The sequence below is a fragment of the Shinella sp. OV683 genome (assembly GCF_057787725.1).
Genome location: NZ_CM173543.1, coordinates 2,603,325 through 2,617,655 on the forward strand (window position 1 = coordinate 2,603,325; position 14,331 = coordinate 2,617,655).

General features: G+C 59.6%; 12 protein-coding genes. 8 read left to right on the top strand and 4 right to left on the bottom strand.

Going from position 1 to position 14,331, the window contains the following annotated elements:
* Window positions 1–103: 103 nt before the first annotated feature.
* Complete coding sequence (locus ACXHRN_RS12425; protein WP_488641614.1) at window positions 104–889, bottom strand: alpha/beta fold hydrolase; 786 nt, start codon at window positions 887–889, stop codon at window positions 104–106.
* 127 nt (window positions 890–1,016) lie between these two features.
* Here ACXHRN_RS12425 and ACXHRN_RS12430 point away from each other — a divergent pair, with 127 nt between their 5' ends.
* From ACXHRN_RS12430 to ACXHRN_RS12440, 3 genes are read left to right on the top strand one after another with little or no spacing between them, the layout of a single operon-like run.
* The gene (locus ACXHRN_RS12430) at window positions 1,017–1,262 is read left to right on the top strand and encodes a zinc-finger domain-containing protein (RefSeq protein ID WP_488641615.1); all 246 of its coding nucleotides are present in this window, start codon (window positions 1,017–1,019) and stop codon (window positions 1,260–1,262) included.
* Between the two features lie 40 nt (window positions 1,263–1,302).
* Window positions 1,303–2,457 (top strand): FAD-dependent monooxygenase, encoded by a 1,155-nt coding sequence (locus ACXHRN_RS12435; protein WP_488641616.1) that lies wholly within the window; start codon window positions 1,303–1,305, stop codon window positions 2,455–2,457.
* A 58-nt stretch (window positions 2,458–2,515) separates the two neighbouring features.
* Window positions 2,516–3,142 (top strand): class I SAM-dependent methyltransferase, encoded by a 627-nt coding sequence (locus ACXHRN_RS12440; RefSeq protein WP_488641617.1) that lies wholly within the window; start codon window positions 2,516–2,518, stop codon window positions 3,140–3,142.
* A 4-nt stretch (window positions 3,143–3,146) separates the two neighbouring features.
* Here ACXHRN_RS12440 and ACXHRN_RS12445 read toward each other — a convergent pair whose 3' ends face one another.
* Window positions 3,147–4,346: a cystathionine beta-lyase gene (locus ACXHRN_RS12445; protein ID WP_488641618.1), complete on the bottom strand. Its 1,200-nt coding sequence runs from the start codon at window positions 4,344–4,346 to the stop codon at window positions 3,147–3,149.
* Between the two features lie 336 nt (window positions 4,347–4,682).
* On the opposite strand from ACXHRN_RS12445, the gene ACXHRN_RS12450 reads away from it, so the two are divergent.
* From ACXHRN_RS12450 to ACXHRN_RS12470, 5 genes are all read left to right on the top strand, one after another.
* Window positions 4,683–5,711: an amino acid ABC transporter substrate-binding protein gene (locus tag ACXHRN_RS12450; protein WP_488641619.1), complete on the top strand. Its 1,029-nt coding sequence runs from the start codon at window positions 4,683–4,685 to the stop codon at window positions 5,709–5,711.
* A gap of 117 nt (window positions 5,712–5,828) precedes the next feature.
* Window positions 5,829–7,022, top strand: coding sequence for an amino acid ABC transporter permease (locus tag ACXHRN_RS12455; RefSeq protein WP_488641620.1), 1,194 nt, complete (start codon window positions 5,829–5,831; stop codon window positions 7,020–7,022).
* Window position 7,023: 1 nt separating this feature from the next.
* Complete coding sequence (locus ACXHRN_RS12460; protein WP_488641621.1) at window positions 7,024–8,178, top strand: amino acid ABC transporter permease; 1,155 nt, start codon at window positions 7,024–7,026, stop codon at window positions 8,176–8,178.
* A gap of 14 nt (window positions 8,179–8,192) precedes the next feature.
* The gene (locus tag ACXHRN_RS12465; RefSeq protein WP_488641622.1) at window positions 8,193–8,966 is read left to right on the top strand and encodes an amino acid ABC transporter ATP-binding protein; all 774 of its coding nucleotides are present in this window, start codon (window positions 8,193–8,195) and stop codon (window positions 8,964–8,966) included.
* Between the two features lie 109 nt (window positions 8,967–9,075).
* Window positions 9,076–11,211, top strand: coding sequence for a M10 family metallopeptidase (locus tag ACXHRN_RS12470; protein WP_488641623.1), 2,136 nt, complete (start codon window positions 9,076–9,078; stop codon window positions 11,209–11,211).
* Between the two features lie 92 nt (window positions 11,212–11,303).
* Here the strand turns inward: ACXHRN_RS12470 and ilvD are convergent, their stop codons facing one another.
* Window positions 11,304–13,145: a dihydroxy-acid dehydratase gene (gene ilvD / locus ACXHRN_RS12475; protein WP_488641624.1), complete on the bottom strand. Its 1,842-nt coding sequence runs from the start codon at window positions 13,143–13,145 to the stop codon at window positions 11,304–11,306.
* A gap of 216 nt (window positions 13,146–13,361) precedes the next feature.
* Window positions 13,362–14,135, bottom strand: coding sequence for an exopolysaccharide production regulator ExoR (gene exoR, locus ACXHRN_RS12480; RefSeq protein WP_488641625.1), 774 nt, complete (start codon window positions 14,133–14,135; stop codon window positions 13,362–13,364).
* Window positions 14,136–14,331 lie beyond the last annotated feature (196 nt).

Here is a 14,331-nt window from a genome sequence, read left to right on the forward strand (position 1 = left end):
CCTTTTCGTTCCTCATCTCGCCAATATAGGGGATTTCGGTACATTTAGAAATGGGTGGACGCTGCTGTCCTTGATGGAAGGTGAAGAAATCCGGCCGGACGCCTCAACAACCTGAAATATCGTCGTAAAAGTCCAGCACGGCCTTCTTGAAGACGCGGTCGCCGACGGCCAGCATGTGGTCGCGGCCGGGGATATCCACGGCACGTCCGTCCGGCAGCATATCGGCAAGTTCCTGCGCCGATCCTGCCAGATCGTCGTTGGTGCCGACGCCGATCAGCACGGGCTGCATGATCCTCGATACCGCCGCCTCGCTGACCAAGACCCGATTGGAGGCGATGCAGGCGGCGAGCGCCAGCCGATCGCTGCCTGTTCGATCGGCAAAGCTGCGGAACATGCGGCCGCGCTCATTGGTCACATCGTCCAGCGAGGGCGCGAGCAGCGCCTTGGCGATCGGATCCCAATCCTCGGTGCCGCGCACCAGGCGTATGCCGAGGCCGCCCCAGACAAGCGAACGCGCCCGTTCGGGATGTTCCACGGCAAGGAAGGCGGAGATGCGCGCACCCATCGAGTAGCCGAACACATCCGCTTTCTCGATGCCGAGATGATCGAGCAGCGCCACCGCGTCACCCGCCATCAGCGCGGGATGATAGGCGGCCGGATCATGCGGCTTGGCGCTCGCACCATGGCCGCGATTGTCGATGGCGACCACCCGCCGCCCTGCCCCGCCCAGCGTTTGCAGCCATCCCGGCTGCACCCAGTTGACCATTGCCGAGGAGGCAAATCCGTGAATCAGCAGAACAGGGGCGCCTGCGGGATCGCCCTCGTCGAAATAGGCAAATTCCAGTCCGTCGTGAGTAAAGCGGGAAAATTCGGGGGCGTTGAGATGCATCTTTACCTGCCGACAGTTGCAAAAACGAAATGACTGGGATGTGCGAATTGCGCCTATTAGGCCCTACACTTTTCATTCGACACGCACTATGTTGCGCCACACAATAATGCCTTTGGAGAAGACTTGCATGGCTGGTCACAGCATCCCGCACTTTCAGAATGATGGCGGATACAAGACGATCGATATCGGGGTCAAGGAATTCATGTGCACAGGCGCATCCGTTCCCTACGACCACCCGCACGTGTTCATCGACATGGGCGAGGACGATGAAAAGATCTGTCCCTATTGCTCGACCCTCTACAAGTACGATGCGAACCTGAAGGCAAATCAGTCAAACCCCGCTGGTTGCGTCTTTACGGAACGCGCTGCCTGACCGGCTTTCGGCTCCCTTGTGAGGGAGCAGGATTGGAACTATGAAATCTGTAGCAATTGTTGGGGCCGGCATTGCCGGCCTTGTGAGTGCGCTGGCCTTTGCGCGCAAGGGCGTGGCGTCTGTCGTTGTCGAGCGCGTGGCCAACCTCCAGGAGGTCGGCGCCGGCCTGCAGCTGTCGCCGAACGCCACCTATGTGCTCGGCAAGCTCGGACTGAACGAGACCCTGAAAACGCTTTGGCGCGAGCCGGACAATATCTGCCTGGTATCGGGCTCGACGCTGGCGCCGATCACCTCGGTGTCGGCCGGTCGTGCCGCCACGGAACGCTGGGGCTCGCCCTATGCGGCCATCCACCGCGCGACGCTGCAAAAGGTGCTGCTCGACGCCGTCAAGGCCGAACCGCTCATCACCCTGATGCTCGACACCAAGGTGACGACGTCGGACGAGTTTCGCGCACTGACAGGCGAAACGCCGGACCTGATGATTGGCGCAGACGGCGTCTGGTCGGAATTCCGCAATTCCGTTCCCCATTCGGGAACGCCGGAGTTTTCTGGCCTCGTCGCCTGGCGCTACATCATTCCCGAAAAAGATGCGCCGCCCTTCCTCAATCCGCGCAACGTCACCGCCTTTGTCGGACCGAAGGCGCATATCGTCGCCTACCCGTTGCAGGCATCCGGGGCGTTCAATGTGGTGGCCCTGTCGCAGGGCAAGAATCCCGGCGAGACCTGGGCTGCCGACTGCAATCCGATGAACCGTTCGGAAATGACCGCGCAGTTCGCCGGCTGGCATCGCGATATTCGCACGCTGCTTTCCTATGCACCGAAGCCCACCTGGTGGCCGCTGTTTGGCGTTTCCGAAGGTCGTTGGACGGATGGCAAGCAGAATGTGCTGATCGGTGACGCCGCCCATGCCATGACGCCATTTGCCGCACAGGGTGCAGCGATGGCGATCGAGGATGCCTATGAGTTGGCCGGCATCGTCACCGCCGATGTGGAGATGGGCGATGCGCTGACCTTCTTCGAGCGCCATCGACAGATGCGCGTCTCGCGCGTCCGCCTGCGCGGCGCGTTCAACAAATTCGCCTATCATGCACGCGGACCGATGCGCATGGCCCGCGACATGGTTCTGAAGATCAGAAGCCCGCAGAATGTCGCCGCGGACCTCGATTGGCTTTACGGCTACAAGGCCCCGGGTTGAACACATTCTCGTCAATCACGATATGATCTTCGGGCCGATGAATGGAGGGAGATGCAACGTGAGTGATGGGGTCGAGCGAGCGAACCACTGGGAATCGGTCTACGCTACGAAGACCGAAAAGGATGTCAGCTGGTTCCAGGAAAGCCCTGCTATGTCCCTCGAAATCATCGAGTCGCTCTGGGGGACAAAACCCGCATCCTTTATCGACGTCGGAGGCGGCGCCTCCCGGCTTGCCGACGCCCTCGTCATACGTCCGGGCTTCACCGTAACAGTCCTGGACCTGTCGCATTCGGCGCTTGAGGCCGCGAAAAGCCGAATCGGCGTACGTGCAGATGATATCAGCTGGATTGTCGCGGACATTACCCGTTGGCAGCCCACGGGCCTCTACGATATCTGGCACGACCGGGCGGCGTTGCATTTCCTGACCGAGGAAGACGACCGGGCCGGATATGTTGGAGCGCTCTGCGCCGCACTACGCATCGGAGGGGTTGCGATCATCGGTACGTTTGCCCCGGACGGCCCCGAAAAATGCAGCGGCCTGCCGGTCATGCGCCATGATGCGGCAAGCCTTGCTGACATGCTCGGCGACGCGTTCGAACTGATCGACACTCGGCCACATGAGCACCAGACCCCGTGGGGGTCGGTGCAGAAATTTCAGTTCAGTTCGTTTCGGCGATTGAGATAGACTCTCAATCGACGGTCGCGGCCGAAGATGCCCCGAAGCCGTTTTCAAGATCGTTGACCAGATCCGGCACGTCCTCAAGACCGATCTGCAGGCGGATGAGCGGTCCGCCCGCCGGCGCCCTGGCGATCTTTCGGTCATGCAGGTTGACGAGCACTGCGAGGCTCTCGTAGCCACCCCAGGAATAACCAAGCCCGAACAGCTTCAGCGTGTCTAGAAACGCGAAGGCTTTCGTCTTGTATTTCGCGGGATCGCTTTCCTTCAATACGAAGGAAAAGATGCCGGATGCGCCCTTGAAGTCGCGTTTCCAGATCTCATGGCCAGGAAAGCTCGGTAGTGCCGGATGCAGCACCGAGACGACGTCATCGCGGCCTTCCAGCCATTTGGCGACCGAAAGCGCGCTTTCGTGGTGTCGCTCCAGGCGAATGCCCATGGTACGCAGGCCGCGCAAAATCTGGTAGGCATCGTCCGGCGCACCGCAGATGCCGAGCGTCACAGTCGCTTCCTTTAGCATCGGCCAATATTTCTCATTGGCTGAGACCGTGCCCATCAGCACATCGGAATGGCCGGATGGATACTTTGTGGCCGCGTGGATTGAAATATCGACGCCGAAATCCAGCGGCTTGAAATAGAGCGGCGTCGCCCAGGTATTGTCCATGGTCACGGCCGCGCCACCGGCATGTGCGGCATCGGCAATCGCACGGATATCCTGCATCTCGAATGTGTTCGAGCCCGGCGCCTCGGTGTGCACCAGCGCGGTATTCGGACGCATCAATTTGGCGATATCGGCGCCGATCAGCGGATCGTAGTATTCCGTTTCGACGCCGAGATTCTTCAGCATCGTGTCGCAGAAATGCCGGGTCGGGAAATAGACGGAATCGACGACGAGGATGTGGTCGCCCGATTTCACCAGCCCGAGAAACGGCACCGTGACCGCCGCCAGTCCTGATGGCACGAGGATCGTTCCGGCCGAGCCTTCGAGGCTGTCGATCGCTTCGCAGAGAGCATCGGTGGTCGGTGTGCCGCGCGTGCCATAGGTATATTTTTGCGCGCGCTGATCCATCGTCCTGGCATCGGGAAACAGCACCGTCGAGGCGCGGACCACGGGAGGATTGACGAAGCCATGGTAGTCGCGCGGGTTGAAGCCGTCATGCGCAAGCCTGGTATTGGGTCCGAATTGATTGTTTCCGCTTTGTTTTTCCGCCATGATCCTCTGCCTGCCATTGATTGTCGGTCTGGCTTTTCATAGGACGATTGACGGGTCAAGATCAATCCGCTCGCCCTGCCCTCGCGACATAGAGAAAGCATAAAAACGCAAAATTATTCGCCAAAACGCCCAGTTTACGACCCTTCCTTTGCACAATTTTTCACAACTACGCTAAATTACGCATTTTTTTTCACAAACTGGTTTGTTGGTCTTGACACCACCAGGTTTTAAGATTGTCTTTAATACGCTGCCGCCCGTTCGGGAAAGCGGGTGGCGATCGGGGTCCCCAGCGGGATTCCGTGGGGAAAAACAACAACAAAGATAAAGGTTGGAAAAATGACAAAACAGCTTTTGACCGGTGTGCTTGGTGCCGCCGTTCTCGCCCTCGGCGCCTCCTATGCGCATGCCGGCACGCTTGATGATGTCAAAGCCAAGGGTTTCGTGCAGTGCGGTGTCAACGGTTCCAATCTGGCGGGCTTCGGCGCGCAGGATTCCGCCGGCAACTGGTCCGGCCTCGACGTCGACCTTTGCAAAGCCGTAGCGGCAGCCATTTTCGGCGATACGAGCAAGGTGAAGTACACGCCACTTTCCGCCAAGGACCGTTTTCCTGCCCTGCAGTCGGGTGAAATCGACATGCTCGCCCGCAACACCACCTGGAGCGCCAGCCGCGACAGTCAGCTGGGCTTTGATTTCCGTGCAGTCAACTATTATGACGGCCAGGGCTTCATGGTTCACAAGGATATCGGCGTGAAGTCGGCGCTCGAACTCTCCGGCGCCGCAGTCTGCGTGCAGTCCGGTACCACGACTGAACTCAACCTTGCCGACTATTTCAAGGCCAACAAGCTTGAATACAAGCCGGTCGTGTTTGAAAAGCAGGAAGAAGTCGATGCCGCCTACAGCGCGGGTCGTTGCGACGTCTACACAACCGACCAGTCGGGCCTCTATTCGATCCGCCTGTCGCTGGCCAACCCCGACGACAATATCGTCCTGCCGGAAATCATCTCCAAGGAGCCACTCGGGCCGGCTGTTCGCCAGAACGACTCCAAGTGGTTCGACGTCGTTTCCTATGCGCATTACGCCATGGTGACCGCCGAGGACTTCGGCATCACCCAGGCCAATGTCGATGAAATGACCAAGTCGGAAAATCCGGACATCAAGCGCTTCCTCGGCCAGGAAGCTGACCAGACGATCGGCAAGGATTTCGGCCTTGATGAAAAGTGGGCCTACAACATCGTCAAGCTGGTGGGCAACTACGGCGAATCCTTCGAACGTAATGTCGGTGAAGGCAGCCCGCTCAAGATCAAGCGTGGCCTGAACGCACTGTGGAGCAAGGGAGGCCTGCAATACGCACCTCCGATCCGTTGATCCCGATCGACACGTCGAGCTGAGTTGATCGACACTTCGGGAAGGCGGCCTCCGCCTTCCCACACTTCCGAAAAATAACGCCCGGAAAAAGGGCGAGCGGAAACAGGGGAAAAATGCATGGCAGTTGAAGCCGCAGGGCGGGCCGGCGCGCGCCGTCCGTCGCAGTCTTTGCTCTATAACCCGGAATTGCGCCAGTTTGTGTACCAGGCGCTAACCGTGATCTTCATCGTCTGGCTGGTCTGGTACGCCTGGACAAATGCAGCACAAAACCTCGCCAAGGCCAACATGACGGCGGGCTTCGGCTTCCTGAATGGCCGTGCGGGCTTCGATATCGCCCAGACGCCGATCGCGTATTCGAGCGATTCCACCTATTTTCGCGCCCTCGTCCTCGGGCTGATCAACACATTGATCGTCGCGGCATGTGGCATCGTCACGGCGTCGGTCATCGGGCTGGCGGTCGGTATCGGCCGGCTCTCCAACAATTGGCTGATTGCCCGGCTTTCGACCATCTATGTCGAAGTCTTCCGCAATATCCCGCCTCTGCTGGTCATCTTCTTCTGGTACAAGGGCGTTCTGTCGCTGCTGCCCGACGTCAAGAAGGCCCTGTCGCTGCCTCTGTCCGTCTATGTCAGCAACCGCGGCATCTTTATGCCGGCGCCGATCTTTGGCGAAGGGATCTGGACCGTGCTGATTGCTTTTGCGATCGGCATCGTCGGTGCGATCTTCTACACACGCTGGGCAAACAAGAAGCAACTGGCGACAGGTATCCGCCCGCCGGTGCTCTGGGTCAATCTGGCGCTGATCATCGGTCTGCCGCTGATCGCCTTTGTCGCGACTGGCTTTCCCGTGACCTTCGATGTTCCGATCCTCGGCAAGTTCAACATGAAGGGCGGCACAGTCGTCGGGCCTGAATTCCTGTCGCTTTATATGGCACTGTCCTTCTACACCGCCGCTTTCATCGCCGAAATCGTCCGCGCGGGTATTCGCGGCGTCTCAAAAGGACAATCGGAGGCGGCCCATGCGCTGGGCGTTCGCCCTGGCCTGACGACACGTCTTGTGGTGCTGCCGCAGGCGCTGCGGATCATCATCCCGCCGCTGACATCGCAATATCTCAACCTCACCAAGAATTCTTCACTGGCCGTTGCAATCGGCTATGCGGATCTGGTGGCGGTGGGCGGCACGATCCTCAACCAGTCCGGCCATTCAATTGAGATCATCGGTATCTGGATGATGATCTATGTGTCGATCAGCCTCGTGACTTCGCTGTTCATGAACTGGTTCAACGCCAAAATGGCATTGGTGGAGCGCTGAGATGGCCGAAAATATCGCCTATGTGCGCACACAGTTCCTCGCCCCGCTCAAAGCTCCGATGAGCGACAAAACTGCCTGGGGCTGGGCGCGGCGCAATCTCTTCGCCTCGATCAAGGATACGATCGTCAGCCTCCTGACGCTGGCGATCATTGTCTGGTTCGTGGCATCTGTGATCGACTTCCTGTTCCTGCAAGCCGTCTGGACGGGCGAAAACCGCACCGCGTGCGCGACGGTCGCCCAAGGTGGCATCCAGCCCGACGGCTGGAAGGGTGCGTGCTGGGCCTATGTGGGCGACTGGTTTACCCAGTTCATGGTCGGCTCCTATCCTCGCACGCAACTCTGGCGGCCGATCCTGGTGGCCGTGCTGTTCGTCGGCCTGCTGGTGCCCTTCCTGATGCCTTCGGTACCGCGCAAGGGGCTGAATGCCATCCTGCTGCTGATCGCGCTGCCGATCGTCGCCTTCATCCTGCTGCTTGGCGGCTGGTTCGGCCTTAGCCCTGTCGAGACATCGAACTGGGGTGGGCTGATGGTAACGCTGATCCTGTCGTTCATCGGCATCGCAGTCTCGCTGCCCTTCGGCATCCTGCTGGCATTGGGGCGGCGCTCGAGAATGCCGATCCTGAAGGCGGCTTGCGTCGGCTTCATCGAATTGATCCGCGGCGTGCCGCTGATCACCGTGCTGTTCATGGCCAGCGTGCTCCTGCCGCTGTTCCTGTCGCCCGGCACCAATATCGACAAGTTCCTGCGCGCGCTGGTGGGTGTGTCGATCTTTGCCTCCGCCTATATGGCCGAAGTCATCCGCGGCGGCCTGCAGGCGATCCCGAAGGGGCAATATGAGGCCGGCGACGCACTTGGCCTCAATTACTTCCAGAAAATGACCTTCGTCGTCATGCCGCAGGCGATCAAGCTGGTGATACCCGGCATCGTCAACACCTTCATCGGCATGTTCAAGGACACGTCGCTGGTATCGATCATCAACATGTACGACCTCTTGGGCATCGTCAAAGCGAGCTTTGGGGACGCACGATGGATCACGCCGGTAACACCCTTGACGGGGCTAATTTTCGCCGGCTTCATATTCTGGCTTTTCTGCTTCGGCATGTCGCGCTATTCAGCCTTCGTTGAACGACGGCTCGATACCGGCCACAAAAGATAAAAAGGGGAAATAACATGGCCATTGAAGCCGCTCAGAAACTGGCAGTCTCCAAGACGGAAGTCGCCGTCGAGATGACCGACATGAACAAATGGTATGGCGAATTCCACGTGCTTCGCGATGTCAACCTGAAGGTCATGAAGGGCGAACGCATCGTTATCGCAGGACCGTCCGGCTCGGGCAAATCAACGATGATCCGCTGCATCAACCGTCTGGAGGAACACCAGAAGGGCCGCATCGTCGTCGATGGCATCGAACTGACCAACGATCTCAAGAAGATCGACGAGGTGCGGCGCGAAGTCGGCATGGTGTTCCAGCACTTCAACCTCTTCCCGCATCTGACCATCCTCGAAAACTGCACGCTGGCACCGATATGGGTCCGCAAGATGCCCAAGAAGCAGGCGGAGGAAGTCGCCATGCACTTCCTCGCGCGCGTCAAGATCCCCGAACAGGCCAACAAGTATCCCGGCCAGCTTTCTGGTGGCCAGCAACAGCGCGTGGCGATCGCGCGCGCGCTCTGCATGCGCCCGAAGATCATGCTGTTTGACGAGCCGACTTCGGCGCTCGATCCGGAAATGGTCAAGGAAGTGCTCGATACGATGGTCGGCCTTGCTGAGGAAGGCATGACCATGCTCTGCGTCACCCATGAAATGGGCTTCGCCCGCCAGGTCGCAAACCGGGTCATCTTCATGGACCAGGGCCAGATCGTCGAGCAGAACGAACCCGGCCAGTTCTTCGACAATCCACAGCACGAACGGACAAAGCTGTTCCTCAGCCAGATCTTGCATTAATTTATTTGGAAACTTCTGAGTCTCAGTAACGGAATCTTCGCCAAACTTCTTGGCGGGGATTTAATGCGGATTTGTTTTTATGCCTCCACAGACTTCTATGGGGGCATAAATGACGGGCACATCGCATACAGTTTCTGCAATCACAAAATCCGACCTGGCTATGGCAAACGGCATTCTGACCGGCCTTGCCTGGTCGGGCACGATCACCTACGCGTTTCCGACCTCGGCTTCGGATTACTCCTACACGGGCGCACCGTCGAACGGCTTTGCGGCGATCGGCGCCGCCCAACAGGCCAACGCTCTTTTCGCGCTCGAGGTCGACAATGGCAACAGCGCTGATGACGGATTTTCAGTAGAAGGCTTCACGCTTGCGAATTTCGAGTCCGGTGCTGCAAGTACCTCGACGTTGAGGTTCGCGCAGTCCAGCGATCCAGCGACGGCCTATGCCTATTTTCCGACGACGGATGTCCACGGTGGCGACGTCTGGTTCGGCACCAACTACGACTACACGGCGCCACAGGCCGGTAACTATGCCTGGCATACGATGCTGCACGAACTGGGCCACGCGCTTGGCCTGAAGCACGCCCATGAAAAGTACGGCTCGTTCGGCCTCATGGCCTCGGCCAACGACGATGTCGAATACACCGTCATGTCGTACAAGGCCTATATCGGCGCCAATGTGAAGACGGGCTACACCTATTCGACATGGAGCGCGCCACAGACCTACATGATGGCCGATATTGCGGCCCTGCAGCGTATGTATGGCGCCGACTACACAACCAATAGCGGCGACACCGTCTACAAATGGACGCCAGGATCCGGCGACACGACGGTCAACGGCGACGTGGCGATCGACGCCGGCGGCAACGTCATTTTCGCGACCATCTGGGATGGCGGCGGCAACGACACCTACGATCTCTCGGACTACACGACGGACCTGAAGCTCAATCTCGACGCCGGCAAGAGTTCCTACTTCAATGTCGATCAGATCGCGGTCCTCGGAACAAATAAGCGCGCAGTCGGCAACATCTACAACGCCCTGCTCTACAACAAGGATACGTCTTCTCTGATCGAGAACGCCACGGGCGGCTCGGGCAACGACATCATCAACGGCAACCTGCTGGACAATGTCCTTCTGGGCAACGGCGGTAACGACAAGCTCTACGGTTTTGCCGGCAACGATCAGCTCGGCGGCGGCGATGGCAACAACATTCTCGACGGCGGCCTTGGCAACGACTACCTCTTTGTCAGTGGTACGGGCAACAACACGTTGCTCGGTGGTGCGGGTGATGACGAAATCCACGCTTACAACAGCGGCACGAACATCATCACCGACACGCTTGGCAACAACATCATCCAGGGCGGCACCGGTAACGACACGATAAAGACCGGTGCGGGCAACGACTTCATCTACGAAACCGACGGCACAAACATCATCTCCGCTGGGGCCGGCAACGACACCGTCTACGGCGGCGTTGGTGCCGACAAGATCAATGGTGAGGCCGGCAACAATTATCTCGACGGCGATGCAGGCAACGACACGCTGATCGGCGGTGCTCAGCTCGACACCATCTATGGCGGCGACGGCAACGACACGATCACCGGTGGTGCCGGTATCAACTACCTCTCGGGCGGCGCCGGCAATGACTCGATCGTCGGCGGTGCAGTCGTCGACACGATCTATGGCGGCGACTACGACGATTACGTCAAGGCAGGCGCCGGCAACGACTACGTCAGCGGCGGCGGCGGAGCCGACACGCTCTACGCGGATGCCGGCAACGACACGATTTACGGCGGCGACGGGGACGACAAGATCTACGGTGTCTCTGGCACCAATTTCCTGGTGGGCGATGCTGGTAACGACACGATCACCGGCGGTAGCGGCATCGACACGATCTATGGCGGCGACGGTGCCGATGTCATCACAGGCGGTGTCGGCAACGATATCCTCTACGGCGAGGCCGGTGCGGATACCATCCGCGGCAGCGCGGGCAACGATATCATGACAGGCGGTGACGACGGCGACACGTTCCAATTCGAAAAGGCGGCCTTTGGCAAGGACACCATCACCGACTTCGACTATGCGACCGACAGCCTGCATTTCGATCTCGCGACCATGGCAACGACGTTCGATACGCTCGCCAAACAGGTTGGTACAGACCTCGTCGTCAGCTTCTCCACGACCGCTGGCCTGATATTCAAGAACTTCGATATTGCCCATCTCGACGATATCGTCTTCGTGTAACCCACAACGAAAAAAGCAGGCGATCCGGGATCGCCTGCTTTCAACCATCAATGAAGTATCGGGGCTTTCCTTGGCGGCAAAGCCCCATTTTATTATTCGAAGTTGCCGAGATCGCGGACTGCGCCACGGTCTGCCGACGTCGCAAAGGCCGCATAGGCCTTGAGCGCTGTCGTGACGTTGCGGCGGCGGGGAGCGGCAGGCTTCCAGCCGAGAGCATTCTGCTCGGCACGGCGGGCTTCCAAGGTTGCCTTGTCGACCGCAAGCTCGATCGTCCGGTTGGGGATATCGATGACAATCGTGTCGCCTTCGCGGATCAGGCCGATGGCGCCGCCATTGGCGGCTTCCGGCGAGACATGGCCGATCGACAGACCGGATGTGCCACCCGAGAAGCGTCCGTCGGTGATCAGTGCGCATTCTTTACCGAGGCCGCGGGACTTCAGGTAGCTAGTTGGGTAGAGCATTTCCTGCATGCCCGGGCCGCCCTTGGGGCCTTCGTAGCGAATGACGACGACATCGCCGGCACCAACTTCGCTGTTGAGAATGCCCTTGACGGCGGCGTCCTGGCTTTCGAAAACCTTGGCCGGACCGGAAAACTTGAGGATGCTTTCATCGACGCCGGCTGTCTTGACGATGCAGCCGTCGAGCGCAATGTTGCCCTTGAGCACGGCCAGACCGCCGTCCTTTGAGAAGGGATGTTCGACCGAACGGATGACACCGTTTTCGCGGTCGGTATCGAGTTCCTCCCAACGGGCGTTCTGGCTGAAAGCCACCTGGGTCGGGATACCGCCCGGCGCCGCGCGATAGAAATCGCGGACGCTTTCGCTGTTGGTGCGCGTGATGTCCCAACGGTCGATGGCGTCGCCAAGCGTCGCAGCATGCACAGTCGGGCTGTCACGATTGAGCAGGCCGCCGCGATCGAGTTCGCCGAGGATCGACATGATGCCACCGGCACGATGGACGTCTTCCATATGCACGTCGCTCTTGGCAGGCGCGACCTTGGAGAGGCACGGCACGCGGCGCGACAGCGCATCGATGTCGGCCATGGTGAAATCGACCTTGCCTTCATGGGCAGCGGCGAGGATATGCAGGACGGTGTTGGTCGAGCCGCCCATGGCGATATCGAGTGCCATGGCGTTCTCGAATGCCGCCTTCGACGCGATGGTGCGCGGCAGCACCTTCTCGTCGTCCTGTTCGTAGTAGCGGCGTGCGAGGTCGACGATTAGGTGGCCAGCCTCGACGAACAGGCGCTTGCGGTCGCCGTGGGTGGCGAGCGTCGAGCCATTGCCCGGCAGCGACAGGCCGAGCGCTTCGGTCAGGCAGTTCATCGAATTGGCAGTGAACATGCCGGAGCATGAACCGCAGGTCGGACAGGCCGCACGTTCAATGGCGTTCAGGTCCTCGTCGCTGATCTTGTCGTCGCCAGCGGCGACCATGGCGTCGACCAGATCGAGCGCATGCTTCTTGCCGTGCAGGACGACCTTGCCGGCTTCCATTGGGCCGCCGGAAACGAAGACGACCGGGATGTTGATGCGCAGCGCCGCCATCAGCATGCCTGGGGTGATCTTGTCGCAATTGGAAATGCAGACCATGGCGTCGGCGCAATGGGCATTGACCATGTATTCGACACTGTCGGCGATCAGTTCGCGCGACGGCAGCGAATAGAGCATGCCGTCATGGCCCATGGCGATGCCGTCATCGACGGCGATTGTGTTGAATTCCTTGGCGACACCGCCGGCTGCTTCGATCTCGCGTGCCACGAGCTGGCCGAGATCCTTGAGATGAACGTGGCCCGGAACGAACTGGGTGAAGGAATTGACCACAGCAATAATCGGCTTGCCGAAATCCTCGTCCTTCATGCCGGTGGCGCGCCAGAGCCCGCGGGCTCCTGCCATGTTGCGTCCGTGCGTGGTGGTTCTCGAGCGATATGCTGGCATGGTGTGTTCCTCGGATTCCGCCGGCGCCTTGGCGCCGATATTTCCCTGAAAAGTCTCGTGGCCTGAAACATCTATAAAGGCCTGTTTTCAGGCTGTCCTAATGCAAATGGCGATAGCTGTCACTATCGCCTTTGGCCATTCCGGTACGGTCGAGTGAAAGTTGGGTATCGCGGCGCCAGAATGCAATGTCGATGGTACGCCGGATCAAGAAGCGGCTCAATCGCCGTTCTTGCGGATATTGGCCGAGAGCGCGATGGCGTTGCGGCGATCGTCTTCGCTGGCGATCGAGAAGGCCTGCTCCTGCATCGACTGCAGCCAGTCGCGGTCGCGTGGCTCGCAGGTATCGAGCGCCGCGGTCATATAGGCGAGCCCGCGCACGGTCTGGCCTTCCTGGAAAATCACGTTACCAAAGATGCCCATGGCGCCGGCATGGCCTTCCTTGCGGGCATGATTGAGCCACTTCTTGGCCTGGCGAATATTGGGCTCACCGCCCTCGCCCGACAGCAGCATCTTGGCGAGCCGGAACTGCGCCTCGGCATTGCCGAAAGCGGACGCCGCCTGGAAATAGAGCTGGCGCGCCTGGCTGAGATCGGTGCGCACCGGGCTGTCGGGAATGCCCTTGCGATAATATTCGGCCAACGACATCAGCGCGTTGACGAAGAAGCTGGTGTCGTTGGAACCGGGCTCGACGCCCTCGGTGGCGATTTCGGAGTAGATCTTGAAGGCTTCGAAATCGTTCTTCACCACGCCATCGCCATCGGCATACATGGTGGCCAGTGCCCAGCGAGAGCCGGTATGGCCTTTTTCAGCGGCATAGCGATAGGCCTCGACGGCTTCCTGCTTGTTGCCTTCGCGATAGGCCTTGAAGCCGAGGCGGAACAGATCGAACGGGCCGGATTCCTTGGAGACGGCGCCGTTCGGGTCAAGCGCGAACGCAGCACCAGTGGTGGTCAGCACGATCAAGGTCGCGCCGACAACTAACCTGCTCACCCTGTTCAACGCACGTATCGGCATTTCACGCAATATCTTTCACTTGCCGGGGCAGATTGCTTCCCGACGCAAATCGTTGCAGAGTGGTGGCCGAATGCTGCACCGACACGGTGTCAAACCGCCCGGGACCACAGCTCTCCGATGACGGGAGGTGCGGGACGGCGGTACTCGGACACTGCATCACTAACGTATTCAT